21 protein-coding genes are annotated in these 25,309 nt (G+C 74.1%); 10 read left to right on the top strand and 11 right to left on the bottom strand.

Annotated elements, in window-relative coordinates:
- Window positions 1-18 precede the first annotated feature (18 nt).
- The 3 genes from HNP84_RS15060 to HNP84_RS15050 form a co-directional block, all read right to left on the bottom strand.
- Window positions 19-603 carry a hypothetical protein gene (locus HNP84_RS15060; protein ID WP_185050339.1) on the bottom strand — a complete coding sequence of 195 codons (585 nt, stop codon included), beginning with the start codon at window positions 601-603 and terminating at the stop codon, window positions 19-21.
- Between the two features lie 12 nt (window positions 604-615).
- A complete protein-coding gene (locus HNP84_RS15055) occupies window positions 616-2,664 on the bottom strand; it encodes a sensor histidine kinase (RefSeq protein WP_185050338.1) in 2,049 nt (682 codons plus the stop codon).
- 133 nt (window positions 2,665-2,797) lie between these two features.
- The gene (locus HNP84_RS15050) at window positions 2,798-3,757 is read right to left on the bottom strand and encodes an AraC family transcriptional regulator (RefSeq protein ID WP_185050337.1); all 960 of its coding nucleotides are present in this window, start codon (window positions 3,755-3,757) and stop codon (window positions 2,798-2,800) included.
- A 133-nt stretch (window positions 3,758-3,890) separates the two neighbouring features.
- On the opposite strand from HNP84_RS15050, the gene HNP84_RS15045 reads away from it, so the two are divergent.
- A complete protein-coding gene (locus HNP84_RS15045; protein WP_185050336.1) occupies window positions 3,891-4,451 on the top strand; it encodes an NADPH-dependent FMN reductase in 561 nt (186 codons plus the stop codon).
- A 10-nt stretch (window positions 4,452-4,461) separates the two neighbouring features.
- Here the strand turns inward: HNP84_RS15045 and HNP84_RS15040 are convergent, their stop codons facing one another.
- The 4 genes from HNP84_RS15040 to HNP84_RS15025 all read right to left on the bottom strand — a co-directional run bounded on the left by HNP84_RS15040 (window position 4,462) and on the right by HNP84_RS15025 (window position 8,777).
- Complete coding sequence (locus tag HNP84_RS15040; protein ID WP_221336300.1) at window positions 4,462-5,721, bottom strand: NAD(P)/FAD-dependent oxidoreductase; 1,260 nt, start codon at window positions 5,719-5,721, stop codon at window positions 4,462-4,464.
- A gap of 154 nt (window positions 5,722-5,875) precedes the next feature.
- Window positions 5,876-7,537 carry a PucR family transcriptional regulator gene (locus HNP84_RS15035; protein WP_312924867.1) on the bottom strand — a complete coding sequence of 554 codons (1,662 nt, stop codon included), beginning with the start codon at window positions 7,535-7,537 and terminating at the stop codon, window positions 5,876-5,878.
- A gap of 63 nt (window positions 7,538-7,600) precedes the next feature.
- Window positions 7,601-7,942 carry a TraR/DksA family transcriptional regulator gene (locus HNP84_RS15030; protein ID WP_185050334.1) on the bottom strand — a complete coding sequence of 114 codons (342 nt, stop codon included), beginning with the start codon at window positions 7,940-7,942 and terminating at the stop codon, window positions 7,601-7,603.
- 457 nt (window positions 7,943-8,399) lie between these two features.
- A complete protein-coding gene (locus HNP84_RS15025) occupies window positions 8,400-8,777 on the bottom strand; it encodes a hypothetical protein (protein WP_185050333.1) in 378 nt (125 codons plus the stop codon).
- A 130-nt stretch (window positions 8,778-8,907) separates the two neighbouring features.
- Here HNP84_RS15025 and HNP84_RS15020 point away from each other — a divergent pair, with 130 nt between their 5' ends.
- The 3 genes from HNP84_RS15020 to HNP84_RS15010 are packed head-to-tail and all read left to right on the top strand — an operon-like array spanning window position 8,908 to window position 12,463.
- Window positions 8,908-9,240 (top strand): hypothetical protein, encoded by a 333-nt coding sequence (locus tag HNP84_RS15020; RefSeq protein WP_185050332.1) that lies wholly within the window; start codon window positions 8,908-8,910, stop codon window positions 9,238-9,240.
- Between the two features lie 36 nt (window positions 9,241-9,276).
- Complete coding sequence (gene secD / locus HNP84_RS15015) at window positions 9,277-11,559, top strand: protein translocase subunit SecD (RefSeq protein WP_185050331.1); 2,283 nt, start codon at window positions 9,277-9,279, stop codon at window positions 11,557-11,559.
- Between the two features lie 46 nt (window positions 11,560-11,605).
- Window positions 11,606-12,463: an AraC family transcriptional regulator gene (locus HNP84_RS15010; protein ID WP_221336299.1), complete on the top strand. Its 858-nt coding sequence runs from the start codon at window positions 11,606-11,608 to the stop codon at window positions 12,461-12,463.
- Here HNP84_RS15010 and HNP84_RS15005 read toward each other — a convergent pair.
- The 3 genes from HNP84_RS15005 to HNP84_RS14995 all read right to left on the bottom strand — a co-directional run bounded on the left by HNP84_RS15005 (window position 12,447) and on the right by HNP84_RS14995 (window position 16,508).
- Window positions 12,447-13,175: an SDR family NAD(P)-dependent oxidoreductase gene (locus HNP84_RS15005; RefSeq protein WP_312925040.1), complete on the bottom strand. Its 729-nt coding sequence runs from the start codon at window positions 13,173-13,175 to the stop codon at window positions 12,447-12,449. The genes HNP84_RS15010 and HNP84_RS15005 overlap by 17 nt on opposite strands.
- Before the next feature lie 35 nt (window positions 13,176-13,210).
- Window positions 13,211-14,113 (bottom strand): NAD(P)-dependent oxidoreductase, encoded by a 903-nt coding sequence (locus tag HNP84_RS56040; RefSeq protein ID WP_185050330.1) that lies wholly within the window; start codon window positions 14,111-14,113, stop codon window positions 13,211-13,213.
- A gap of 103 nt (window positions 14,114-14,216) precedes the next feature.
- Window positions 14,217-16,508: a beta-glucosidase gene (locus HNP84_RS14995; protein WP_185050329.1), complete on the bottom strand. Its 2,292-nt coding sequence runs from the start codon at window positions 16,506-16,508 to the stop codon at window positions 14,217-14,219.
- Between the two features lie 299 nt (window positions 16,509-16,807).
- On the opposite strand from HNP84_RS14995, the gene HNP84_RS14990 reads away from it, so the two are divergent.
- On the top strand, window positions 16,808-17,737 hold the full coding sequence (locus HNP84_RS14990; RefSeq protein ID WP_185050328.1) for an AraC family transcriptional regulator: 930 nt from the start codon (window positions 16,808-16,810) through the stop codon (window positions 17,735-17,737).
- Between the two features lie 13 nt (window positions 17,738-17,750).
- Here HNP84_RS14990 and HNP84_RS14985 read toward each other — a convergent pair whose 3' ends face one another.
- Entirely contained in the window at window positions 17,751-18,794 is a 1,044-nt protein-coding gene (locus HNP84_RS14985; protein ID WP_185050327.1) for a LacI family DNA-binding transcriptional regulator, read from the bottom strand.
- A 226-nt stretch (window positions 18,795-19,020) separates the two neighbouring features.
- On the opposite strand from HNP84_RS14985, the gene HNP84_RS14980 reads away from it, so the two are divergent.
- Genes HNP84_RS14980 through HNP84_RS14960 form a run of 5 tightly spaced genes read left to right on the top strand, consistent with a single transcriptional unit; the run spans window position 19,021 to window position 25,260 of the window.
- On the top strand, window positions 19,021-20,325 hold the full coding sequence (locus HNP84_RS14980; protein ID WP_185050326.1) for an ABC transporter substrate-binding protein: 1,305 nt from the start codon (window positions 19,021-19,023) through the stop codon (window positions 20,323-20,325).
- A complete protein-coding gene (locus tag HNP84_RS14975) occupies window positions 20,322-21,260 on the top strand; it encodes a carbohydrate ABC transporter permease (protein ID WP_221336298.1) in 939 nt (312 codons plus the stop codon). The genes HNP84_RS14980 and HNP84_RS14975 overlap by 4 nt, the downstream gene beginning before the upstream one ends.
- On the top strand, window positions 21,257-22,084 hold the full coding sequence (locus HNP84_RS14970; protein WP_185050325.1) for a carbohydrate ABC transporter permease: 828 nt from the start codon (window positions 21,257-21,259) through the stop codon (window positions 22,082-22,084). The genes HNP84_RS14975 and HNP84_RS14970 overlap by 4 nt, the downstream gene beginning before the upstream one ends.
- A 19-nt stretch (window positions 22,085-22,103) precedes the next feature.
- Window positions 22,104-24,674: a family 78 glycoside hydrolase catalytic domain gene (locus HNP84_RS14965; RefSeq protein WP_312924858.1), complete on the top strand. Its 2,571-nt coding sequence runs from the start codon at window positions 22,104-22,106 to the stop codon at window positions 24,672-24,674.
- Window positions 24,675-24,717: 43 nt separating this feature from the next.
- Entirely contained in the window at window positions 24,718-25,260 is a 543-nt protein-coding gene (locus HNP84_RS14960) for a DinB family protein (protein WP_185050324.1), read from the top strand.
- Window positions 25,261-25,309 lie beyond the last annotated feature (49 nt).

The raw sequence follows: 25,309 nt of genomic DNA, 5'->3' as shown, positions 1-25,309 counted from the left end.
GGGCGGCGGGCGGGTGCGTCAGCTCCCCTCCACGCCCTCCAGCGCGGTCCTGACCTCGCCGATGGACACGCCGGTCCCCGAGGTCGCGTTCAGGTAGCCCACGGTGTCGGTGTCCACCCAGTAGCAGTGGGTGCCGCCCTCGTAGTTCTGGCAGGCCGCCGCGGCGGGGGCCGGGCCGGAGCTCACGTAGACCCACTCCGTCGTCGCGTTCTCCACCGGCGGGGCCTGTGCCGTGAGCGAGTCCAGGGCGCCCTTGATGTCGCTCACCTGCGCCTGGCCCCCGGTGGCCGACAACGTCTGCAGGAGGGAGTCGTTCTTGTAGGTCACGGTGAGCTGGTCGCCGCTGAAGGTGTGGTGCGTTCCGTCCGGGATCTTCAGCGCCTCGACGGCCGGGGTGGCCGACTCCAAATCCATGGTGCGGATCTGGGGCGCGAACGGCTCGCCGAACGTGCCGGGGGTCTTCGTCCCCTGCGTCGCGGAGGGAGGTGCCGGGTTCGCGTCCTCCACGATGGCGGCCAGGTCGTCGTCGGTGGACGTGGAAAAGGTGCATCCCGTGAGGGCGCCCGCCATGAGCGCCACAAGGGACATTCTCGCGATCTTCATGATCGCAAGGATTCAGGGGCCCGCTTGCGTGCCGGTTGGAGCCGTCTGGTAATGCCGTGGCGGCGAGGTGGCGGCGGACGCGGGGACGGGGAGCATGACCTCCACGGTGGTGCCCGCCCCGGGCTCGCCGGTGATGAGGCAGATGCCGCCGAGCTCGGCGGTGCGCTCGCGCATGGAGGACAGGCCGACGCCCGCGCGGCGGTCCGGCGGCAGGCCCGCGCCGTCGTCGGCGACCAGCAGGCGCAGCGCGGCCGGCTCGCGGCGCAGCACGACCTCGGCCCGGCTCGCCCGCGCGTGCCGCCGGACGTTGGTCAGCGCCTCCTGCGCGATCCGGTACACGGCCACCTCGACCGCGGCCGGCAGGTCGTCCAGATCGCCCTCGACGGTCACCTCCGCGGCGGGCCCGCCGGCCCTCTCGGCCAGCGCCCGTACGGCGCCGGCCAGGCCGAGGTCGTCCAGCGCGGGCGGGCGCAGGCCGTACACGAGCTGCCGGATGTCTCCGGCGACGGAGTCCATGCCGGCGTGCAGGTCGCGCAGCAGCTCATCGGCCGCCTCGGGCGAGTCCTTGAGGTTGAGGCGGGCCATGTTGAGCGTCATGGCCATCGCGCTCAGGCTCTGGCCCAGGCCGTCGTGCAGGTCGCGGCGCAGCCGCCGGCGCTCCTCCTCGCGGGCGGCCAGGATGCGCTCCCTGGAGCGCTGCAGGTCGGCCGCCATCCGTACGGCATGCGCCACGTCGGCCGCGTACGGGATCAGCGTGGCGAGCACCCGCTCGTTGTGCGCGGCGGGGAAGCGGCGCGGGCTGGGCGGGCCGACCAGCAGGCGTCCCACCCGCTCGCCGTGCCAGACCAGCGGCACCTCCCGCGGGGACGCGCCGACGTGCCCGCTGTCCACGTAGGCGGGCTCGCCGTCGGCCACCTCCACCGCGACGCCCTCCACCGCCAGGCCCTCGCGCAGCACGCCGACCACCGCCGCAAGCGCCTCGGCGGGATCGCCGCGGCGTACCGCCTGGACCAGCCTGTCGGCGAGCATCCGGGGGTCGCCCACCCTGCCGTAGAGCAGGCGGTCCACGGCGCGTTGCAGCGCCCGGCGCAGCGGCTGGAAGAACGCGCCCGCGAGCAGGGCGGAGACGAGCCCGGCGACCTGGTCGTAGCCGGAGACCAGCAGGCTGGACAGCGCGCCCGCGCCGAAGTAGACCGCGCTGACCACGGCCAGCAGCCCGGCGGCGACGAAGGTCCGGCTGACCACCGTGTCGATGCCGTACAGCCGGTAGCGCATGGCCGAGATCGCCACCGTGACCGGCACGAGCGCCGCCCAGGCGATCGCGACCCAGTTCAGCTCCGGCACGAGCATGCCCCCGAGCAGGAACACGATGTACCCGGTGAACGCCAGCAGCGGCCAGCCGATCTGCCGCCTGCCGATCGGGTCGGCCCGGCGCATGCGCACCAGCAGCGACAGCGCCGCCAGCGCCAGCGTCACGAAGATGCCCGTCCAGGCCGCCGTCAGAATCGCCGAGTTGTACGGCGTCAGCGCCGGGATCTGCAGGGGGTTCGGGATGACGCTGGGGTAGGGGTAGTGCACGGGAGAGGGGTCGGGGCGGACGAACTGGCGCGCCGCCTCCGTCCCGATGGACAGGGCGCCCAGCAGCACGGCGAGCCGCCAGCGCGGCGAGGGCAGCCTGCCGTCGGGCGAGTACAGCGGCAGCAGCATGGCGAGCCCCAGCCCGCACACCGCCCAGCCGACCTGCGCCGCGAGCCTCAGGTATCCCGCCGTCGCGAGGTCCCCTTCGGCGGCGGCCGACAACATCGTGGCCTGGAAGAAGTCGCTCGCGGCCCCGCCGAGCCCGCCCACGCACATCAGCCAGGCCAGCTTGAGCCGGGGGCGGTGGACGATCAGGAACGCGCCGACCGCGGGGAAGGTCAGCCCCGCCGCCGTCTGCGGGGTCGCGGTCACCTCGGGACGCCACTCCGCGGGAAGCCCGGCGAAGATCAGCGTCGCGGCGACCGCGAGCGCCGGCGACACCACGGCCATGATCCCGGCGGCCGTCCGGGCTGCCCACGCCATCCCGCCTCCCCCGTATCCGCGTCGGCTCCAGCCTGCACGTCAAATGGGATTAAAACCCAATATCTCCATCATCGTGGCAGGGCCGTTACCTCGGCCGGGGTCCGGTGCCGCGCGCCCCACCCCGCGAGCACGCCTAGAACCCGCCCGCGGCCTGCCCGGGGGCCGGGGCGCAGACCTGGCGGCGGTACCGGCCCGGGGGCAGGCCGTACTCCCGCTTGAACGCGGCGCTGAAGGCGAACTCCGAGCCGTAGCCGACCCGCGCCGCCACCTCCGCCACCGAGGCGTCCGACTCGCGCAGCGCCCGGGCCGCCGTGGCCAGCCGCCACCAGGTCAGATAGGCCAGCGGCGGCAGGCCGACGAGGCCGGTGAAGCGGCGGGCGAACCCGGCGCGCGACAGGCCCGCGCGGGCGCCGAGCGACTCGACCGTCCAGCGGTGGGCGGGGTCGCGGTGGATGGCGTCCAGCGCCCTGCTGACGGCCGGGTCGGCGAGGGCGGCGGCCCAGCCCGTCTGCGCGCACGCCTCGCCCTGCGCGTCGAACCAGGCCCGCAGGATGTAGAGCTGGAGCATGTCGAGCAGGGACGTCACGACGGTGTCGGCGCCCAGCCGGGGGCGGCCGATCTCGCTCGCCAGCAGCTCCACGGCGGCGCGCAGCTCGGCGTCGCGGCCCAGCGTCGCCGGCAGGTGGATCACGCCGGGCAGCCCGGTCAGGAGCGGGTGGGCCCGGCCGCGGTCGAGCTGGTATCCGCCGCAGAGCATGACGGTCTCGGCCCCGTCGCCCTCGAACGCGGCCGACGCGAACAGCTCGCGGTCCTCCGCGGGGGCGCACGCCGGGGGCGGCACGGGGGTGGCGGGGTGGTCGGCCAGGGCGTACCCGTCGCCGTGGGGAAGGAACACGACGTCGCCCACGCTCAGCGGCACCGGTTCGCCGCCGCCGGGCGGGATGAGCCAGCACGATCCCCGCAGGACCACCTGGAAGGCCGCCGACCCGGGCGCGGGCGGGAACGCCTGCGCCCAGGGCGCCCGCCACGAGATCCGGGCCGATACGGGCCTGCCGGTGCGCATGAGAGCGACGACGTCGCTCAGGACATCCATTGGGCCAGTCTAGGCAGGGAGACGATCACGTATGAACTGGCGTGGATGACGCATTGGTCATCGCAGGGGCGGCCTCTAGCGTGGGATCGCGCGCGCATCACCCGTATGGCCTATCCCCGGAAGGACCTCTGGCATGACCATCAAGGCCGGCATCATCCTCGGCACGACCCGCCCGAACCGGAACGGCGAGGCGGTGGCCCGGTGGGTGCGCGATCTGGCGGCCAAGCGCGGCGACGCCGAGTACGAGCTGATCGACCTGCGGGACTACGCCCTGCCCCACCTGGACGAGCCGAACATCCCGGCGCTGGGCGGCTACCGGCACGAGCACACCAGGAGGTGGTCGGAGAAGATCTCCTCGCTCGACGCGTTCGTGTTCGTGACCCCCGAGTACAACCACTCCATCCCCGGCGTGCTCAAGGACGCCATCGACTTCCTGTACACCGAGTGGAACAACAAGGTGGCCGGTTTCGTCGGCTACGGAGGGGACGGCGCGGTGCGGGCGGTCGAGCACCTGCGGCACATCCTCGCCACCGCCGGCGTGGCCACCGTGACCGCCCAGGTGGCGCTGTCGATCCACACCGACTTCGAGAACATGTCCGCGTTCCGGCCGGCCGCCGCCCACGAGGAGCGGCTGGGCCTCGTCCTGGACCAGGTGCTCGCCTGGGCCGGCGCCCTGCGCACCCTGAGGGCGTGACCGGCGCCGTTCAGCGCAGCGGGTCGAACTCGCGCAGGGCGGCGGGCTGCTTGCCGGTGGTGATCTGCTCGGCCAGCAGGCGTCCGGTGGCCGGGCCGTGGGCCAGGCCCCACATGCCGTGCCCGCCGGCCACGTAGATCCCGGGGGCGGCCGTCGCGCCGACCAGCGGACGGCCGTCGGGGGTGACCGGGCGGGGACCGACCCAGACGTCGGTGCGCTCCTCCCAGCGCACCCCGCGCAGCAGGGGGCGGGCGGAGGCGATGATCGCCTCCAGCCGGGCCGGGACGCGCGGGGCGTCGGGGTCGCGGAACTCCATCGTGCCCGCCACGCGCAGCGCGCCCTGGTAGGGCGTGCACGCGACCCGTACGTCCGGCAGGTAGATCGGTCCGGGCACGGGATGGTCCACCGGCACGGTGAAGGAGTAACCGCGCCCGGCCCGCACCGGGACGCGGACGCCCCAGCGGGAGGCCAGCCGGGGCAGCCAGGCCCCGGTGGCCAGCACCACCGCGTCGGCGGACAGGACGTCGCCGTCGCCGGAGCGCACCACGACCTTCCCGCCTCCGGTGCGCACGCCGGCGACCTCGAAGGTGGACACGGTGGCGCCGCGCTCCACGACGGCCTCCCCCAGGGCGTGCACGAAGCGGCCGGGATCGACGTAGCGCTGCCCGTCGATCCGCACCCCCGCCCGCAGCTCACCCGAGGCGAGCGGGACCCGCTCGGCCAGAGCGCGGGCGTCCAGCGCGGTGTGCTCGACCCGCTGCCCGGCCTCGGCCAGCCTGCGCAGCTCCCGCAGCAGCGCCACGGCCTGGCGGGGCGTGCGGAACCCGGCGGTGATCGGGGCCTCGACGACCGGCGCTTCCACGCCGTTGCCGGCGAGCACCTCGTACGCCTCCACGCACTCCTCGTTGAGCGGCAGGTTGGCGCGCACCGCCCGGGTCCACGACGACCAGCGGCAGTTGGCCGCGAACCGGGTCAGGAACGCCCACAGCCCGGGGTCGAGGGTCGCGGGGATGTGCAGCGGCGCGGCCGGGTTCAGCAGCGAGCGCAGGCCGTACCGCAGCACCGAGGGCTCGTTGAGCGGGATGGCCAGGCCCGGCGCGATCCATCCGGCGTTGCCCCAGGACGCGCCGGCCGCCACGCCGCGGCGATCGACCACGGTGACCGTCACCCCGCGTTCTTGCAGGAACCACGCGGTCGAAAGGCCCACGATGCCCGCGCCCACCACGATCGCCGATCGCGGCCAGTTGCCGATGCCCTCGGCGCCGACCATGCCGACCTCCATACCAGGACGAATGCCATTACCGGTGCTGTCACCGGTGCTGTGGACCGGTGCTGTCACCGGGGCCAGCATCGCCCGCGCGGAGCCGCCGGGCGCTGTACGCGGCGCACAATCAGGACGCTGATCTTGTAGATCCGCTACAACGCTACTCGTCGCCCGTGGCGGCCAGGCCGATGATCAGGGCGAGCCGCTTGCGCGCGTCGTCCAGGTCCAGCGGCGTGATCCCGCTCATCTTGCGCAGCCGGTTCCGTACGGTGTTGGGGTGCACGCCCAGCCGCTCGGCGGCGGCGGCCAGGTCGCCCTGGGCCTCCAGCCACGCCCGCAGCGTCGCCACGAACCGGGTGCCGTGGAGGGCGTCGTGCCGCCGTAGGGCGCCGACCGGTCCCCGTGCCGGGGTCCGGCCGGCGCGGGCGGCGGCGCGCAACCGCTGCAGCAGAATGTCGTCCCAGGACTCGTCGTAGGCGGGCGGCTCGGCGTCCGGGGCGCCGGCCTCGTGGAGCGCCAGGCACTCCTCGGCCTCCTGCCGGCCGGCCGGCAGCTCCTCCGGGCGGGCCGCCGCGCCGATCCCGGCCGCGATCCGTACGTGCGGCGGCAGCGCGGCGCGCAGCCCCGCCACCCACTGCCGCGCCGGCGCGGTCTGCTCGCCGGGCAGGATCGTGTAGAGCGTGTCGCCGAGCAGGGTGCTGCGCCCCGGCCGCGACCAGCCGAAACCGGTGGTGGCCCACTCGAAGGCCAGCAGGAGCGCGGCGTTCCGCTCCTCGTGGGTGTGCGCGCGCACCGCGATGACCCGCATCGGCTGCGGGGCCAGGCCGAGCCGGCTGACCACCGTCGCGGCGTCGGCGGCGCCCTCCAGCAGCCGGATGACCAGGTCGGACTCCACCTGGCGTTCCAGGTCCGCGCTCGCCCGGGAGCGCAGCAGATGCAGCGCCACCGTGCGCGCGCCGTCGGCCAGCGCGTCGCGCCGCGCCCCGGTCAGCGGGCTGTCGCAGGTCACCCACACCGACCCGAGCAGTTCCCGGCCGGCGCGCACCGCCACCGCCATCCGCCCGGTGAGACCGTGACGGTGGTCCGGCCCGACGAACACCGGCTCGTCCGTCGCGGCCAGGCGGGCGAACACGCCCTGCTCCTGGAAGACCTCGCGCAGCCGGTCGGGAACCCGCCGCACCAGGATCGTCTCCAGCCTGGCCGGATCGCCCGCCTGCTGCGAGCGGGAGTACGCCAGCACCCGCGAGTGCCGGTCCTCGATGGTCACCGCGCCGCCGACCACATCGGCCAGGTTGTCGGCCAGGGAGAACAGGTCGGTGGGGCCGCGCCCCGATTCGGTCTCCCGTCCCTCCAGCACCAGCCCGTAGACCACGCCCGCGAGCTGGCTCCAGGAGACCTCGGGATCGGCCAGCATCACGGCCACGCCATGGTCATCGCCGTCGTCGCCATCGCCGCTGCCACCGCCATCGCCGCTGCCACGGCCAGGGGCGGCCTCGCGCCCGGTCACGGCGGCGGCCTGGGCGGCGGCGGGCTCGGAGTCGGCGGCGGGCTCGGCCTGGGCGGCGGCCTCAGCGTCGGGTTCGGGCTCGGCGTCGGGCTCGGCGCGTACCAGGACCACCGAGGCCCGCGCCGAGACCGCCCACCGCACCGCCTCGGTCACCGACGCGGCCCCCACGGCCAGGAGCACGTCACCCGCGACCCGGGCGTCGGTGGGGTCCGCCACCGCCACGCTGCGCAGCAGCGCCGAGCGCGTCGCGGGCCGCCCGCGCAGCCGCACGCCGTATCCGCCCAGCACGTTGACCAGGCGATCCAATGTGATCACGAGTCCTCCCTCTCGCCGCCGGTGGCCCGGCCCCCGGGACGTCCCCGGGGGCCGGGCGATCCGCTAGGCGGCTTCGTTTCGGCGCTGGCAGGTGATGCAGTAGCGGGCCAGCGGCCTGATCTTGAGCCGTTCGAAGGGGATGCCCGCGTCGCAGTTGGCGCAGCGGCCGTAGGTGCCGGCGGTGAGCCGGTCCAGGGCCTGGGTGAGCTCGGCGATGGCGCGGTCGGCGGCGGTGAGGGAGACCAGCAGCTCCTGCCAGGTGTCGTCGGCCCCGCTGCTGCCCTGCGCCTCGGCCTGCAGGCCGAGCAGGTGGCGGGTGCGCCGGTCAAGCTGCTCTTGCAGGTCCTGACGCAGGGTCTGGAGCTGCACGGTGCTGAGGTGCGGCGTGCCACGGGTGTCGGTCATGGTGCGGATTCCTTTCGAAACGAAGTGGAGGCCGGCGGCGGGCGGCCCGCGTGCGCGGCGAGGCGGGCGCGGCGGCCGGCCGCAGGGCAGGCGGCCCAGGCCATGGACGGCGGCGTGCCGCGGCTCGGACGCCACACCGGCCCGGCAGACGCGGTTCGGGCGCTCCGCCGGCCGGCAGGCGTGGTACAGGCACTCCGCCGGCCGGCAGGCTCTGTACGGCGTGCGGCCGGTGCGACGGTCGCTCATGCCGGGCGCCGCCGGTGACCGTCAGGCCGCCCGCGCGAAGACGGCCGGGCGGCCGGGCCCGTCACGCCGATGACGCCGTCCGGCATGGCGCGAGACGGCCCGTCCCGGCCGGCGGGATGGCCACGGCGACGTCTCCGGCAAGACGCGACGCGGGCACGGAGCCCCGCGGCGCGGACACGGCCGGAGACGGCGGATGGATGAGCGGCGTCGGCTAGATCAGTGGCGGGCTGCGCGATCCCGCGGTGCGGTGCGCGAGCTGCTGGGGGTCGCGGATGGCGCCGGCCGGGTCGGGCGGCGGCAGCAGGGTCAGATGGGCGGCCCGGCCGTGCCGGTCGCCGCGCAGCGGCGGCCACAGCGACAGCACGTGGTGCTCGCGGGCGGCACCGGCGGCCTGTGGCGGCAGGCTGGACAGCTCGGCGTCGGAGGCGCCCAGGGTCCACGCCAGGCCGGACGACAACCCGGACAGGCGGGCCGGACCGGCGCCGTTCCAGGCGCCAGAGGTGCCGGCCAGCAGCAGGGACAGCAGGACGAGGCCCATCACGCCGACGAGCGCGATGGACCCTCGTGGTGCTCTCCACGGTCCCGCCATACGGCCGACCATAGCCCAGACCGCGGGAAAAGACATGTCCGGCCCGTTTCCGCGCGCGCCCCGGTGCGCCGGGAGCGGCACCGGGGTACGGTGGCGGCCAACACCCCATGACACCCGGCCAGGAGGAGACGTGCGCAGCAGACTGCCCGCCGTCGTGCTCCTCCTGCTGTCGGCGTTCGTGCTCAGCGGGGCCCCCGCCCACCTCGCCCAGCCCGCCACGGCGGCGGCGGTGGCGTGGTGGAGCGCGCCCGCGCCCCCGCACAGCGAGGCGGACGGCGCGGCACGCGTGCTGCCCGCCTGCGGCGCGCCGGTCTTCCCGATGTGGCCGGCCGTCCTGCCTCCCGCCTGGGAGCCGGGCCAGACCACCCGGCCGGTCACCGCCGCGACCGGCCGCCCTCCGGCATCGCCGCAACGCGGCCGGTGCGGCGACCCGGCTCGGGCGCCACCCTCCACGACGCGCTGACGTCCCCTTTCTTCCGACAGCCCGTGGAGGCTTCCCATGTCACGTGCGCCCCTGTGGCGCGCGGTGGCGGCGTGTGCCGTCGTCGTCACCGCATTGCTACTCACCGTCACCATGTCGCCACGCCTGGGCCTGGACCTGCGCGGCGGCACCCAACTGGTCTTCGAGACCCGCGACTCCCCCACGGCCGAGGCCGACGCCGAGGCCACGGACCGCGCCCTGGACGTGCTGCGCCGCCGCGCCGACGCGCTCGGCGTGGTGGACCCGACCCTGGTCCGCTCCGGAGAGCGGCGCATCATCGTCGAACTCCCCGGCGTGCTCGACCCGCGCCAGGCGGCGCAGGTCATCGGCAAGACCGCACAACTCACCTTCCACCCGGTGCTCGGCCTGGACGGGGCCGCCGGTCAGCCCGGGCCTGATGGGCAGGCCGGTCCTGTGCTGCCGGACGAGTCCGGGCAGCGGCTGCGGCTCGGGACCGCCGCGATCACCGGCGACGGGGTCACCGACGCCGGCGCCCGCAACGACCCGCAGCAGGGGCCGGCCTGGTTCGTCACCGTCGACTTCCGCGACGCCGACGCCTGGCGACGGCTGACCGGGGCGGCGGCGTGCCACGAGCCGGGCGATCCCCGGCGCCGGGTCGCGATCGTGCTGGACAACGAGATCATCTCCTCGCCCCAGGTCGATCCGGCCGTGGCCTGCCGCGCCGGGATGCCGGGCGGGTCCACCCGGATCACCGGCTCCTTCACCCCGCAGCAGGCGCAGGACCTGGCCGTGCTCATCAAGGGCGGGGCGCTGCCCGTCCCGCTCGCCCTGATCGAGCAGCGCACGGTCGGCCCCACCCTGGGCGCGCAGGCCATCGAGGCCAGCGCCAAGGCGGGCGTCGCCGGCGTCCTGCTCACGGGGCTGTTCATCGTCGTGATGTACCGGCTGACGGGGCTGCTCGCCACCATCGCGCTCGCGGCGTACGGGCTCATCTCCTACGCCGCGCTGCTGGCGCTCGGCGCGACGCTCACGCTGCCCGGCCTGGCCGGTTTCGTGCTGGCCATCGGCATGGCGGTGGACGCCAACGTGCTGGTGTTCGAACGGGCCCGCGAGGAGTACGCCCGCGCCCCGGGGCGGCCCCTGCGCTCGGCTCTGGACCGGGGGTTCGCGCAGGCGTGGAGCGCCATCGCCGACTCCAACATCACCACCCTGCTGGCGGCCGGGCTGCTGTTCTGGCTGGCCTCGGGGCCGGTGCGCGGCTTCGGCGTCACCCTGGCCATCGGCGTGCTCGCCTCGCTGGTCTCGGCGATGCTCATCACCCGCGTCCTGACCCACCTGGTCATCGGCAGGGCGGGTCCCGGGCCGTCCCGGCTGACCCGGCTGTCCGGGCTGGCCGCGCAGGGCCGGGTCCGGACCTGGCTGGCCCGGCGCGAGCCGCGCCTGATGGCGCGCGGCAGGCGCTGGCTCGCCGTGGCCGTCGCCGTCGTGGCGGCGGCGGTCGCCGGGCTGGTGCTCCACGGCCTGAACTTCGGCGTCGAGTTCACCGGCGGCCGGATCGTCGAGTTCGCCGCCGCCGAGCCGGTGAGCGCCGAGGCGGCGCGGCGGGCCGTGGCCGAGGCCGGGCACCCCGGGGCGGTCGTGCACACCTCGGGCAGCACCGTGTCCATACGCGCGGGCCAGATCAGCGCCGACGACGTGGCCGGCATCGAGCAGGCGCTGGACGGCCGCGTCGGCGAGGTGAGCAAGCAGCGCGACGAGCTGATCGGCCCCAGCCTGGGCGAGGAGCTGCGCCGCAACGCGCTCATCGCGCTCGCCGTGGCGCTGGCGGCCCAGTTGCTCTACCTGGCGATCAGGTTCCGGTGGACGTTCGGCGCCGCCGCGGTCCTCGCCCTCGTCGTGGACGTGGCCGCCGTCGTGGGCGTCTTCGCCTGGCTGGGCAAACCGGTGGACGGCGTCTTCCTGGCCGCCATGCTCACCGTCATCGGCTACTCGATCAACGACAAGGTGGTGGTCTTCGACCGGGTACGCGAACTGTGGCAGACGCGGCGGCAGGCCCGCTTCGCCGACGTCGTCAACGCCGCCATCCTGCAGACCGTCCCGCGCACGGTGAACACCGGGCTCGGCGCCCTGTTCATCCTGGCCGCGCTGGCCGTCTTCGGCGGCGACAGCCTGCGCGACTTCGCCATCGCGCTCATCATCGGCATCGTGGCCGGCACGGCGTCCTCGTCGTTCGTGGCCGGGCCGCTGGCGATCGAGTTCGAACGGTTCAGCAGGCAGCCGCCGCCCGAGCCCGCGGCGCCGCGCCGCCGCACCCGCGAGGGCACGGGAGCGGTGCTGTAGGCGCGGCCCCCGGCCGGCACCGGTAGTAGGCTCCGGGCCTGAGCGTATGGAGGAGACGATCGAGGTGGTGCGGCGTTCCCGCACCCACGGGCACAGGATGCGCTTCGGCGGGGGCGCGGCCGGGATCGAACGGCTGGAGGCCGCGCTGGTCGGCGTGGCGTTCGCGCCGCACCGGCACGACACCTACGCCGTCGGCGTGACGCTGGCCGGGGTGCAGACCTTCCGGTACCGGGGGGAGCCGCGCCACTGCCTGCCGGGCGAGTGGCATGTGCTGCACCCGGACGAGGTGCACGACGGCGCGGCGGGCACCGACGACGGGTTCGGCTACCGGATCGTCTACCTCGACCCGGCTCTGGTGCGGGATTCGCTGGGCGGCGGGCCGCTGCCGTTCGTGGCCGACCCGGTGATCCGCGCCGGGCGGGTGGACCCGGCCCTGGCCGCCTGCCTGCGCGACATCGACGACCCGCTCGACGACGCCGAGGCCGCGGAGGTCACGGTGGCCGTCGCCGACACCCTGCGCGCGCACGCCGGGGGCCGCGCCGCCGGCCCTGCCCGGCTGGACCTGCCCGCCCTCGGCCGCGTGCGCGAGCTGCTGGTCGCCGACCCGCTGACCAGGCACCGGGCCGAGGACTTCGAGCGGGTCTCCGGGCTGGACCGCTGGACGCTGGCGCGGCAGTTCCGGGCCGCGTTCGGCACCAGCCCGACGCGCTTTCGCACCATGCGGCGGCTCGACCGGGCCCGCGCGCTGATCCGGGCCGGGCACGCCCTCGGCGAGGTGGCGGCCGCGGCGGGGTTCGCCGACCAGAGCCATCTGACGCGCATGTTCAAGCGCGCGTACGGGCTCACCCCGGCGGCCTGGGCCGCGGCGCTCGCCGCCGCGGACCGGGTCACAGCCCGCCGCTGACGTCCAGCACGGTCCCGGTGACGTAGGACGACTCCGGCGACAGCAGCCAGGCGACGGCGGCGGCGATCTCGTCCGGTTCGCCGGGCCTGCCCAGGGGGATGCGCGCCGCCACGCGCTGCGCGCGTCCGGGCTCCCCGGCGCGGGCGTGGATGGTGGTGTCGGTCGTCCCGGGCGAGACGGTGTTGACCCGTACGCCGTGGGCCCCCAGCTCCTTGGCCAGGCCGGCGGTCAGCGTCTCCAGGCCGGCCTTGGCGGCGGCGTAGGCGATGTACTCGTGCGGCGCCCCGGTGCGCGCGGCGACCGAGGAGATGTTGACGATCGCGCGCCCGGTGGCGGGCCGCCGCTCCGACCAGCGGCGGGCGGCCTCCCGGCACAGCCGGATCGGCGCGACCAGGTTCACCTCGACGACCCGGCGCAGGTCCTCGTCCGTCAGGTCGGCGAAGGGCCCGATCCTGCCGGTGATCCCGGCGTTGTTCACCAGGCCGGTCACCTCGCCGAGCGACTCGGCCCCGTCGAACAGGCGTCCGGGCGCGTCGCCGTCGGTCACGTCGAGGCGCAGGGCGCGTACGGCGTGGCCGTGCTCGCGGGCCTCGCGCTCCACCTCGGCCGCCTCGCCGGGCGAGCTGGAGTGGGTGAACAGGACGGCGTACCCGTCGGCGCACAGCCGCCGGACCGTGCTGCGGCCGATGCCGCGCGAGCCTCCGGTGACGATCGCGACCGGCCGTCCGGTCTGCTGGGCGTGCGTGCTTATGGTGACCTCCGCTCGGATGTGGTGGGACCGCGGCGCCCGCGGGCCCGGAGCGCCGCGACGACCGCGGCCATGTCGGCTCCGCCGTGCCCGAGCGCGACGCTCTCACCGTACAGGGCGCGGCAGACGTCGATCAGCGGCGACGCCGCGCCGGCGTCGCGGGCCGCCTCGGCGATGAGGCGGGTGTTCTTCAGCACGTCGGCGATGGCCGCCGCGACGGTGAAGTCACCGGTCACGAGCTTGGCGGCCTTGGCCCGGGAGACGGCCGAGGCCATCGGCCCGGCGTCCAGCACCTCGGCCAGGAGCCGGGGATCCAGGCCGTGGTGCGCGGCGAAGGCGAACGCCTCGGCCAGCCCGGTGACCATCGTGATGAGGAAGACGTTGACCGCGAGCTTCATCAGCAGCGCGCCGGGCACCGGCCCGCACACGAAGCTCTCACGGCACATCGGGGCGAGCAGCGGGCGTACGCGGGCCACGGCGGGGTCGCGGCCGGGGAGCATCGCCACCAGTTCGCCCGCCTCCGCGGGCTCCCGCGAACCGGACACCGGCGCCTCGACGTAGGCGCCTCCGGCGGCCTCGATGTCGGCCTCCAGGGCGCGGGAGTAGGCGGCCGAGACGGTGCCCAGGTGCACCAGCGTGCGCCCCCGGACGCGCGGGCCGAACGCGGCGGTGCCGCGGGCCAGCACGGCATCGAGCGCGGCCTCGTCGGCCATCATGGCCAGCACGACCTCCGCCCGCCGGAACACCTCGGCGGGGCCGGGGGCCACGTGCGCCCCGGCCGCCGCCAGCGGCTCGCAACGGGCGGGGGTGCGGTTCCACACCACCAGGGGCGTGCCGGCGCGCACCAGGTTGAGGGCCATGGGCCGGCCCATCACGCCCAGTCCGAGAAATCCCACGTCCACGCCGTCACCTCCGGGCACCTGTTGTAGCGCCGGGGCGGGGCAGCGGTCTTGAAGCTTTGTGCGCGGGGGCGGGGGGCGGCCGTGGTGGCCGCCCCCCTTCCGGTCAGCGGATGGTGAATCGGTCCTTCAGCGCGGTGTCGAAGGAGGTTCCGACGCTGATCTCGTAGCTTCCCCTGGCCGTGGTCCACTTGCCGGTGGCCGGGTTCCAGTACTCCAGGAGGTGCAGGTCGGCGAGGTCGGCCGCGCTGATGGTGATCTGCACGTTCCGCGACTCGCCGGGGGCCAGCGTGACCCGCTTCCAGCCGAGCAGCCGCTTGGACGGCTCGTTCGCCGAGGCCGGCAGTTCCACGTACGCCTGCGCGGTCTCGGTGCCGGTGCGCCGACCGGTGTTGGTGAGGCGGAAGCCGATGCGGATCTCCCTGGCCCCGTTCGTCACGCCCGGCGTGACGCGCAGTTTGTCGTAGCGGAAGGTGGTGTAGGTCAGGCCGTGGCCGAACGGGAACAGCGGCTCGATGCCCTGGGCCTCGTACCAGCGGTAGCCGACCTTGAGGCCCTCGGTGTAGTCCACCTGCCGCGGCTCGGTGTTGCCGGGCGCGCGGACGACGGAGCCGTCGGAGAACGTGCCGGGGTAGCGCCGGGGGTCGCCGGCGGTCGGCAGATCGGCCTCCGACCTGGGGAAGGAGTGCGTGAGCTTGCCGCTCGGCGCCGTGTCGCCCCACAGCAGCGAGGCGATGGCCGGGCCCATCTGCTCGCCGGCGTACCAGACCTCCAGGACGCCCTTGACCGAGTCGAGCCACGGCATGAGCACCGGGCCGCCGGTCTGCAGCACGACGACGGTGTTGGGGTTGGCCGAGGCCACCGTGCCGATGAGGGCGTCGCCGCCGCCGTCCAGGGATATGTTCGGCCGGTCGGCGAACTCGCCCTCGCGGTAGTAGCCGAACACCACGGCCACGTCGGCCGCGGCGGCGGTGGCCTTGGCGGTCTCCAGGTCGGCGCCGTCCGCGTACGTCACCGTGGCGCCGCCGGCCTGGGCGCGGGCGGTGATGGCGTCCAGCGGCGCGCTGGCGGTGCACGGGATGTTCGGGGCGGTGTGCAGGCAGACGCTGGAGGCGTCGATGTCGCCGGCCGCCGGGGTGTTGGCCGCCGTCGGCCCGATGACCGCGATCTTCTTGGCCGACCCGGTCAGCGGCAGGACGCCGTCGTTCTTCAGCAGCACCGCGCCGCGTTCGGCCAGCTTGCGGGCCAGCGCCTCGCTCTGCGGGGTGGAGACGTCGGCGTCGGGGGCGCTCAGGCGCGGGACGTCGAACAGGCCGGAGGCGATGTGCGCGCGCACGATCCGGAACGCCGCCCGGTCCACGTCCGCCTCGCTCAGCCGTCCCCGCGCGATCTGCTCCTTGATGGCCATGGGCGTCCAGTACCGCCAGGCGTTCAGCTCCTGGTCCAGGCCCGCCTTGAGCGACGGCGGGTCCTCGGTCAGGTAGTGCCGCGCGCCGAAGTCGGTGACCACCCAGCCGCGGAACCCGATCTCCTCGCGCAGGATCCGGTTCAGCAGCTCGTCGCTGCCGCAGGCCCAGTCGTGGTTGACCTGGTTGAAGGAGCACATGACCGAGCCGACGTCGCCGCGGTCGATCGCGATCTCGAACGGGAGGGTGTAGATCTCGCGCAGCGTGCGCCCGTCCACGTTGGAGGAGCTGTTGTTGCGGTCGATCTCCTGCTCGTTGGCGACGAAGTGCTTGAGCTGCGCCTGCACCGGCTCGGCGTCGTCGGCTCCGACGCCCTTGCTGTACGCGCCCGCCAGCAGGCCCGCCAGCACCGGGTCCTCGCCCAGGTACTCCGAGGTGCGGCCGCTGCGCGGGTCGCGCCCGCCGGCCAGGCCGGGGCCCAGCAGGACGTTGCGCTGCTTGCGCCACGCCTCGTGGCCGATCGCGGCGCCCTTCTCGAACGCCAATGACCGGTCCCAGGAGGACGACAGGGAGACGTTGGCCGGGTAGGCCGTCACGCCGGCGCCCGCGCCCGCGATGGCGGACGGCGCGTCGGTGTACTGGATGGTCGGCGTGCACGGCACCTGCGGCGGCATCGTGAACGTGACGGGCTCGAACTCGCCGGGGGGCAGCTCCCGGGGGGCGGAGGTCGTGAACGTCGTGCGCGTGGGGTCGTTGGCCGACTGCTCGTCGAGCCAGCGCAGCTTCTGGTCCAGCGACGACGCCGCGAGCAGGGCCCGCGCGCGCTGGTCGGGCGACTTGGACGTGTCCATCCACGGCACGCCCGCGCAGTCGGCCGCGCCGGCCGCCGCGCTCGCGCCGGCCGGTTGCAGGCCGGGCGCCAGCATCGCCAGCGCGACGGCGAGCAACGCGACGCGGCGCCGGGGAAGGCGAGCGCCATGACGTAGATCCACAGGATGCCTCCCGTGTCAGAGGAACACATTGCGGCGGACGGCGTGCGTCACGCCCGTCAGGCCGTGCCGCGGACGGCTGCCGTCACCGGGCGCGGCGGTCGGGGGCGAGGGTGACGCGCCGGGCGACCGGCGGGTTTCCCGCCGGCGGCGACGGTGCTTCCCGCCGGTGGCGACGGTGTTTCCGCCATGCCTGAATCCTGTGTCGCCGCGGTTAACGCAGCTAGGCCGAAGTGCGCCAGAGGTAGCACGAAATTCACCTGCTGCCGATGCGCCCGGCGGCGCGGCAGTACAGTCCCGCCATGGCCGATCCCCCCGTCGACCGATCCGGCTTGCTGCTGCACTTCACACCGGGCACGATCGCGTACGCAGGCCACTACCTGCACGAACACAGCCATCCGGTGCACACCCACGACTTCCTGGAGATCGCCGTGGTGACCGGCGGGGAGGGCGTGCACGTCTCGCCGGCCGGGCGGCAGCGGCTGGCCGTCGGCGACGTCGTGCTGCTTCGGCCCGGCGTGTGGCACGGCTACGAGGAGTGCCGCCGGCTCGACCTGTACAACTGCTGTTTCTCCGCCGAGCTGCTGCACCGGGAGCTGGCCTGGGTGCGCGAGGACCCGCTGCTCGGCCACCTGCTGTGGACGGGGCCGTACCCGCTGCAGCGGCATGGCATGCTGACCACGCGGCTGCCGCCGGCGGCCCTGATCGAGTGCGCCGAGCACCTCGACGCGCTGGACCGCCTGCGCGACCGGCCGCGGCACCGCGGCGACATCATCGGCCGGCTGCTGCTGGTGCTCGGCTGCCTGGCGCGGGCGGCGGCCCGCGACGCCGACGACGTTCCGGAGCAGGCCGCGGGGCCGGGCCACCTGGCGGTGGCGCGGGCGATCCGGCTGATGGAGGAGGCGCCCGACCGGCAGTGGACGCTCGCCGAGCTGGCCGCGGAGCTGCACCTGACGCGCGGCCACCTGGTGCGGCGGTTCAAGGCCGCCACCGGGCTGCCGCCGATGGCGTACCTGTCGCGCTTCCGGGTGGAGCTGGCCGCGGCCCTGCTGCGGCACACCGACCAGTCGATCACCCAGATCGGCGAGGCGGTCGGCTGGGCCGACGCCAACAACTTCGCCCGCCGGTTCAAGGCCCACTACGGCCTGACCGCCTCGACGTACCGGGCGCGGTTCGGGGCGCTGCAGCGGGCCCGGCGCGCGCCGAGGGCGGACGGCGATGGGCGGGGCTGAGGGCGCCCCGCCGTCAGGACGCGCCGGCGGGCGGGGCGGTGGAGCGGCGGGTCACCAGGGTGGGGGTGACGGAGAAGCGCACCGCCGACGTGCGGCCCTCGATGCGTTCGAGCAGCAGCCGCCCGGCGGTCCGGCCCATGATGGCGCCGTCCTGGTCGACGCTGGTCAGCGAGATGTGCGCCAGGCGGCTGATGCGCGCGTTGTCGTAGCCGGCCACGGAGATGTCGCCGGGCACGGTGAGCCCGGCCTCGTGGACGGCGGCGAGGGTGCCGTAGGCGGCCTGGTCGGCGCCGGCGAAGATGGCGGTCGGGCGGGGCGTGCGGGCCAGGAGCCGCTTGGCGCCCTCGTAGCCGCCCTCCTCGGTGTAGGAGGTGACGGCGAGGGCGATGTGGTCGGCCAGCCCGTGCTCGGTCATCACCCGCTCGTAGGTCCTGGCCCGGATGGTCTGCAGCAGGGCCGTGGCCCGGCCCCGGCCGTCGTCGGCCTGGGTGATGTGCGCGATGCGGCGGTGGCCGAGCGCGATGAGGTGTTCGACGACCAGCTCGGCCCCCACCTCGTCGTCGTCGAGCACCGAGTCGTAGACCGCCGAGCGGTCGTGCCGGCCGAGCACCACGGTGGGGGTGCCGCCGCCGATCTCCTCGAGCTCCGCCTTGGCCAGGGCCGGGGCGATGGTGAGGATGCCGTCCACCTGCCGGTCCACCAGGGCGTCCACGGCGCGGCGCTCCTCCTTGGGGTCGGTGCCGCCCGCCTGCACCATGATGGCCTGGTAGCCGGCCGGGCCGATCTGCTCGGTGAGCCCGTCGAGGATGTCGGCGAAGAACGGGTTCCTGATGTGCGGCAGCAGCACGCCGATGGTGAAGGTGCGCCCGCGCATCGCGCGCGCGGCGGCGTGCGGCCGGTAGCCGAGCTCGTCGATGGCCGCCTGTACCTTGGCGCGCATCGCCTCGCTCACCCCGTAGGCGTTGCGCAGCACCTTCGACACGGCGGTGGTGGAGACCTGGGCGTGGTTCGCCACGTCGGTGATCGTCACCCGCCGTCGCCGATTCTCCGTGACCATGTGCCCCTTTCCCCAGCGCGACGCCACTCGATTGTACGAGGACCGGCGTGGCGGCCATGGGTAACGATACCCACACCTTGACAGATAGCCCGATCGGCAAGCTCGCCGACGTGGGTCACGATTGGGGACCGTTCCCCAAAAAGCCCCTTGACGGTCCCTCACGTAACGCTTACGTTAACTCGCATCGGGGGCCCTTAAAACGATTCAATGGACCCGGAGGGGCGTTGTGAAGACCTCTCACCGCACGCTGGGCGCGGCACTGGCCGCCCTCGCGCTGGCGGCTTCGACCTCCTGCGGCTCGGGCTCTGAGCCCGCGGCCGGCGACGGCACGGTCACCCTGTCCTTCCTGGTGGACAACAGCCAGGCGACCCTGGACACGGCCAAGGCGATGGCCGACGCCTTCATGAAGGCCAACCCCACCATCAAGATCGAGACCGAGTCGCGGCCGGGCGGCACCGAGGGCGACAACATCGTCAAGACCCGGCTCTCGACCGGCGACATGTCCGATGTGTTCTGGTACAACTCCGGCTCGCTGCTCCAGGCGCTCAACCCGGCGCAGACCATGGTGGACCTGACGAACGATCCGGTCCTGGCGAAGGTGCAGAAGGACTTCCTGCCCGTGGTCACCCAGGCCGGCAAGGTCTACGGCGTCCCCACCGGCACCGCGGGCGGCGGCGGCATCCTGTACAACCGCAAGGTCTACGAAAAGCTCGGCCTGGAGGTGCCCAAGACCTGGGACGAGTTCATGGCCAACAACGAGAAGATCAAGGCGGACGGGATCACCCCGGTGATCTCCACCTTCAAGGACACCTGGACCTCGCAGTTGTTCGTCCTGGGCGACTTCTACAACGTCCAGGCCGCCAACCCGACCTTCGCCCAGGACTACACCGCGGGCAAGGCCAAGTTCGCCACCACCCCGGCCGCGGTGGCCGGCTTCCAGCACCTGGCCGACGTGCACGCCAAGGGCTACCTGAACGAGGGCTTCGGCTCGGCCACCAACGACCAGGGCATGAAGATGCTGGTCGAGGGCAAGGGCGCGCACTACCCGATGCTCAGCTTCCAGCTCCCGCCGCTGCTGGCGGAGTACCCGCAGGCGGCCACCGACATCGGCTTCTTCGGCATCCCCGGCACCGACCCGGCCAAGAACGGGGCCACCATCTGGGAGCCGGCGGGCATCTACATCGCCAAGACCACCGAGCACCTGGACGCGGCCAAGAAGTTCCTGGCCTTCGTCGCCTCGCCCGAGGCGGCCGACGCGGTGAACAAGGTGGTCGCGCCGGCCGGGCCGTACCGGATCGAGGGCGCCGAGCTGCCCGACGACGCCATCCAGGTGGCCAAGGACCTGCAGGCGTACATCGACAAGGGCGCCACCGCGCCCGCGCTGGAGTTCCTGTCGCCGGTCAAGGGCCCGTCGCTGGAGCAGATCACCGTCGCGGTCGGCTCGGGGCTCACGCCGCCCGCCGAGGGCGCCGCCCAGTACGACAAGGACGTGGAGAAGCAGGCCAAGCAACTGGGGCTCGCGGGGTGGTGACCAAGCAGCACGCTGGGCCCCGCACCGGGCCCGGCGTCGTCCCCGGCAAGCGGCACGCGCGCGCCCGCGCCGACGGCAGGCCGCGTTCCGCCTACCCGTACGCGCTGTACCTGCCGGCCGCGGTCGTCTACCTGGTGATCTTCCTGGTGCCGACGGTGATGGCGTTCTACTTCGCCCTGACCCGCTGGACCCTGTTCGACAGCACCTTCGTCGGGCTGCAGAACTTCCGCGACTTCCTGGCCGAGCAGAACCTGCGCATCGGCTTCCAGAACACACTGGTCTACGCGGTCGTCACCAGCGGCCTGAAGGTCGTGCTCGGGCTGCTGCTCGGCGTGCTGCTGACCTCGAAGCTGCGGCTGCGCGGCTTCCTGCGCTCGGTGGTGTTCTTCCCGGTGCTGGTCTCCACGGTCGCGGTCGGCATCACCTTCAGCGTGCTGCTCAAGCCGGACACCGGCCTGGTCAACCAGGCGCTGGGCCTGGTCGGCATCGACGGGCGCGACTGGCTCGGCGACGCCACCACCGCGCTGCTGTCGGTGGCGCTGGTGGACGTGTGGAAGGGCGTGGGCATCGCCACCGTGATCTACATCGCCGGCATCCTGTCGATCCCGCAGGACTACTACCAGGCGGTCGCGGTGGACGGCGGCAACGCCTGGCACCGCTTCCGCCACGTCACGCTGCCGCTGAGCTGGCCGGCCACCTACTCGGTGATCATCCTGTCGTTCATCGGCGGCCTGCGCACCTTCGACCTGATCTGGACGATGACCCGCGGCGGCCCCGGCTTCACCAGCGACACCATCGCCTCGATCATCTACAAGCAGTACCAGGCCGGCTTCTACGGCCTGTCCACCGCGGGCAACGTGCTGCTGTTCCTCGTCGTCACCGCGATCGTGGTGCCGCTCAACTACTTCCTCGGCAAAAGGCAGGCCGCGCTATGAGGGCAGTGAGAAGGTTCGGCGCGGAGGCGGTCGCACTGGCCGCGGCCACGGTGATCTTCCTGGTCCCGTTCGCGTTCATGCTGCTCACCGCGGTGAAGAACGAGAAGCAGGCCACCGACCTGGACTTCTCCTGGCCCACCGAGTGGCGGATCGTGCAGAACTTCACCGAGGTGATCGAGGCGCGCGACTTCGTGCTGCTGCGCGCCTACCTCAACAGCACGATCCTCACCGTCGTGTCGGTCGCGCTGATCGTCGTCTTCGCGGCGATGGCCGCGTTCGTGCTGCAGCGCCGCGCCGGGAGGATCGGCTCGGTGGCCAACTTCCTGGTGCTGTCCGGGCTGATCATCCCGCCCGCGATCGTGCCCACCATCTGGCTGCTCCAGGCGCTCGGCCTGTTCAAGACGATGCCCGGCCTGATCCTGGTCGAGGTCGCCTTCGGCCTGTCGTACGCCGTGCTGCTGTTCCGCGCGTTCATCGCGGCGATCCCGCGCGAGCTGGACGAGGCGGCGATGATCGACGGCTGCGGCGGCATGCGCCTGTTCTTCCGGGTGATCTTCCCGCTGCTGCGCCCGGTGACGATCACCGTGATCCTGACCAGCGCGGTGGCCATCTTCAACGACTTCGTCAACCCGCTGTACTTCCTGCCCGGCGACGACAACGCCACGGTGCAGGTCACCCTGTACAACTTCCAGAGCCAGTACAACACGCAGTGGAACCTGCTGTTCATGGACATCGTGCTGATCACGATCCCGCCGCTGCTGCTGTTCGTCTTCTTCAACCGCAAGATCGTCGCCGGCATGACCGCCGGCGCCATCAAGGGCTGACCCGAGGAGCATCGCGCCCGTGACCAACCTGCGCGTCGAAACCCCCGTCTTCGAGCACCACCGCGATCCGATCGGCATCGGCGAGCGCGCGCCCCGCCTGTCCTGGACGGTCGTCACCGACATACCCGGCTGGACGCAGCGGGCGTACGAGATCGAGCTGAGTGACGGGACCGCGACCGGTCCCGTCGAGTCGGACCGCTCGGTGCTCGTGCCCTGGCCCGGGGCGGAGCTGCGCTCGCGCGAGCGGCGCGGCGCGCGGGTGCGGGTCCACGGCCACGACGGCTCGGCCAGCGACTGGAGCCCCTGGTCCTGGGCCGAGGCGGGCCTGCTGGACCCGGCCGACTGGCGGGCGGGCGCGGCGGCGCCGCCGCTGGAGCTGCTGGGCGTGCCCGACGGTCCCGCGCCGCTGCTGCGCCGGGAGTTCACCGTACGCGGCCCGGTGGCGAGCGCCCGCCTGTACGTCACCGCCCACGGCCTGCACGAGACCGAGATCAACGGCCAGGTCGTCGGCGACGACGTGCTCGCCCCCGGCTGGACCAGCTACCACCACCGGCTGCGCTACCGCACCCACGACGTCACCGCCCTGCTGCGCGAGGGCGGCAACGCCATCGGCGCCACGCTGGCCGACGGCTGGTACCGGGGCCGCATCGGCTTCCTGTCCGGCAAGACGAACCTCTACGGCGACCGCACCGCGCTGATCGCGCAACTGGAGATCACCTACGCCGACGGCACGACCGACCTGGTCGTCACCGACGGGAGCTGGCGCTGCGCCCCCGGCCCGGTCACGGCGGCGAGCCTGTACGACGGCGAGAAGCACGACGCCCGCCTGCTGCCGGCCGGGTGGTCGCGGCCCGGCTTCGACGACGCGTCCTGGCTGCCCGCCGACGACCTGCCGCACGACCCGGCCGTGCTCGTCGCGCCGACCGGCCCGCCGGTGCGCCGCGTCGAGACGATCGCCCCCGCCGAGGTGCTGACCGGCCCGTCCGGGGAGACGATCCTCGACTTCGGCCAGAACATCGCCGGCCGCCTGCGCATCCGGGTGCAGGGCCCCGCCGGGCACACCGTCACCCTGCGCCACGCCGAGGTCCTGGAGGACGGCGCCCTGGCCCTGCGCCCGCTGCGCCAGGCCGCCGCGCTGGACCGGTACACCCTGCGCGGCGACGGCGAACCGGAGGAGTGGGAGCCGCGCTTCACCACGCACGGCTTCCGCTACGCCCAGATCGACGGCTGGCCCGGCGAGCTGGACCCGGCCGACGTCCGGGCCGTGGTCTGCCACACCGACATGCGCCGCACCGGCGAGTTCACCTGCTCCGACCCGCTGCTGACCAAGCTGCACGACAACGTGGTGTGGAGCATGCGCGGCAACTTCGTGGACCTGCCCACCGACTGCCCGCAGCGTGACGAGCGCCTGGGCTGGACCGGCGACATCCAGGTCTTCGCCCCGGCCGCGGCCTTCCTGTACGACTGCGCGGGCCCGCTGGCGTCCTGGCTCGCCGACCTCGCCGCCGAGCAGGCCGAACACGGCACCGTGCCGCACTACGTGCCCTGGGTGCCGCTGGTGTTCGGGGTCTCCCCCACCGCCGCCTGGGGCGACGCCGCGGTGCTGGTGCCCTGGACGCTCTACCAGCGCTTCGGCGACCTCGGCCTGCTGCGCGCGCAGTACCCGAGCATGAAGGCGTGGGTGGACCAGGTCGCCTCCATCGCGGGCGAGGACCACCTGTGGGACGAGGGCTTCCAGTTCGGCGACTGGCTCGACCCGGCCGCTCCCCCGGACGAGCCCGGCAAGGCGCGCACCGACCACGTGCTGGTCGCCACCGCCTACCACGCCTGGAGCGCCCGGGTCCTGGCCGAGACCGCGGCCCTGCTCGGCCACGACGCCGACGCCGAGCGGTACGCGGCGCTGGCCGGCGAGGTGCGCGCGGCGTTCCGGCGCGAGTTCGTCACGCCGTCGGGGCGGCTGGCCTGCGACACCCAGACCGCCTACGCCCTGGCCCTGACCCTGGACCTGCTGGAGACGCCGGCCCAGCGCGAGCGGGCGGGCCGCCGCCTGGTCGAGCTGGTCGCGGCCGACGACCACCGCATCGCCACCGGCTTCGTCGGGACGCCGCTGATCTGCGACGCGCTGGCCTCGGTGGGCGCGTACGAGACGGCGTACAAGCTGCTCACCCAGCGCAACCTCCCGTCCTGGCTGTATCCCGTGACCATGGGCGCCACCACGATCTGGGAGCGCTGGGACAGCATGCTGCCCGACGGCTCGATCAACCCCGGCGAGATGACCTCCTTCAACCACTACGCCCTGGGCGCGGTGGCCGACTTCCTGCACCGGACGGTGGCCGGGCTCGCGCCCGCGGCCCGCGGCTACCGCCGCCTGCGGATCGCGCCCCGGCCGGGCGGGGACCTGACGCACGCCTCGGCCCGCCTGGACACGCCGTACGGGCCCGCGTCGGTCTCCTGGGCCAGGGACGGCGACACGCTCACCGTCACCGCCACCGTGCCGCCGGGCGCCACCGCCGAGGTGGACCTGCCCGGGGCGGCCGTCCAGGAGGTGGGCGCGGGCACGCACACCTTCACCGCCACGGCCACGGGGTGAAAACCGCTGGCGGCGGCCTCGCGCCGCCTGCCAGACTCCCGCGGTGACCGTAGGACGAGTGGATCTGCTGCTCCGGCAGCTCGACATCGCGTGGGCCCTGTTCGAGTACCACGCGGGGGACCTGGACGACGCCGCCTGCCTGTGGGAGCCCGCGGCGTACTGCTGGAGCGTACGGCCCGGCGCCGCGGGCCGCTGGGTGGCCGACTGGGAGGTGCCCGAGCCCGACCCGGTGCCCGCGGTGTCCATCGGCTGGGTGACCTGGCACATGGGGTACTGGTGGACGACCACCCTCGGCCACTGCTTCGGCACCGGCGCCCCGCCGCGCGAGGAGATCACCTGGCCGGGCGGCGCGGCGGGCGCGGTCGCCTGGCTGCGCGGGCTGCACGACGACTGGCGTGCGGCCCTGGCCGGGCTGGGTGACCGCGACCTGGACTCCACCGAGCGGACCGCGGGGCTCCCGTGGGGCGAGGGGCAGACCCTGGGCGCGGTGGCCGGGTGGCTGAACGTCGAGCTCACCAAGAACGTCGCCGAGATCGGCCTGCTGCGGGTGCTGCGCGGAGCACGGCAGCACGCCGGTACCGGCTGACCCGCGTACGTGACGTTCGGGGCCGGGCCGTGCCGTTCCCCCGGGGGCG

This window comes from Thermocatellispora tengchongensis, assembly GCF_014202315.1.
In the GTDB taxonomy this organism is placed as follows: domain Bacteria; phylum Actinomycetota; class Actinomycetes; order Streptosporangiales; family Streptosporangiaceae; genus Thermocatellispora; species Thermocatellispora tengchongensis.
Note: the sequence above shows the minus strand (reverse complement) of the source record. Positions and strands in the feature narration are given on the sequence as shown.

Coding starts and splice junctions, on each gene's coding strand:
- HNP84_RS14985 (WP_185050327.1), bottom strand. CDS start 18,794: ATGGTCACGGAGAATCGGCGACGGCGGGTGACGATCACCGACGTGGCG.
- HNP84_RS15010 (WP_221336299.1), top strand. CDS start 11,606: ATGGAGGAGACGATCGAGGTGGTGCGGCGTTCCCGCACCCACGGGCAC.
- HNP84_RS15050 (WP_185050337.1), bottom strand. CDS start 3,757: ATGGATGTCCTGAGCGACGTCGTCGCTCTCATGCGCACCGGCAGGCCC.
- secD (WP_185050331.1), top strand. CDS start 9,277: ATGTCACGTGCGCCCCTGTGGCGCGCGGTGGCGGCGTGTGCCGTCGTC.
- HNP84_RS15060 (WP_185050339.1), bottom strand. CDS start 603: ATGAAGATCGCGAGAATGTCCCTTGTGGCGCTCATGGCGGGCGCCCTC.
- HNP84_RS14990 (WP_185050328.1), top strand. CDS start 16,808: ATGGCCGATCCCCCCGTCGACCGATCCGGCTTGCTGCTGCACTTCACA.
- HNP84_RS15040 (WP_221336300.1), bottom strand. CDS start 5,721: ATGGTCGGCGCCGAGGGCATCGGCAACTGGCCGCGATCGGCGATCGTG.
- HNP84_RS15055 (WP_185050338.1), bottom strand. CDS start 2,664: ATGGCGTGGGCAGCCCGGACGGCCGCCGGGATCATGGCCGTGGTGTCG.
- HNP84_RS15045 (WP_185050336.1), top strand. CDS start 3,891: ATGACCATCAAGGCCGGCATCATCCTCGGCACGACCCGCCCGAACCGG.
- HNP84_RS15025 (WP_185050333.1), bottom strand. CDS start 8,777: ATGGCGGGACCGTGGAGAGCACCACGAGGGTCCATCGCGCTCGTCGGC.
- HNP84_RS15030 (WP_185050334.1), bottom strand. CDS start 7,942: ATGACCGACACCCGTGGCACGCCGCACCTCAGCACCGTGCAGCTCCAG.
- HNP84_RS14970 (WP_185050325.1), top strand. CDS start 21,257: ATGAGGGCAGTGAGAAGGTTCGGCGCGGAGGCGGTCGCACTGGCCGCG.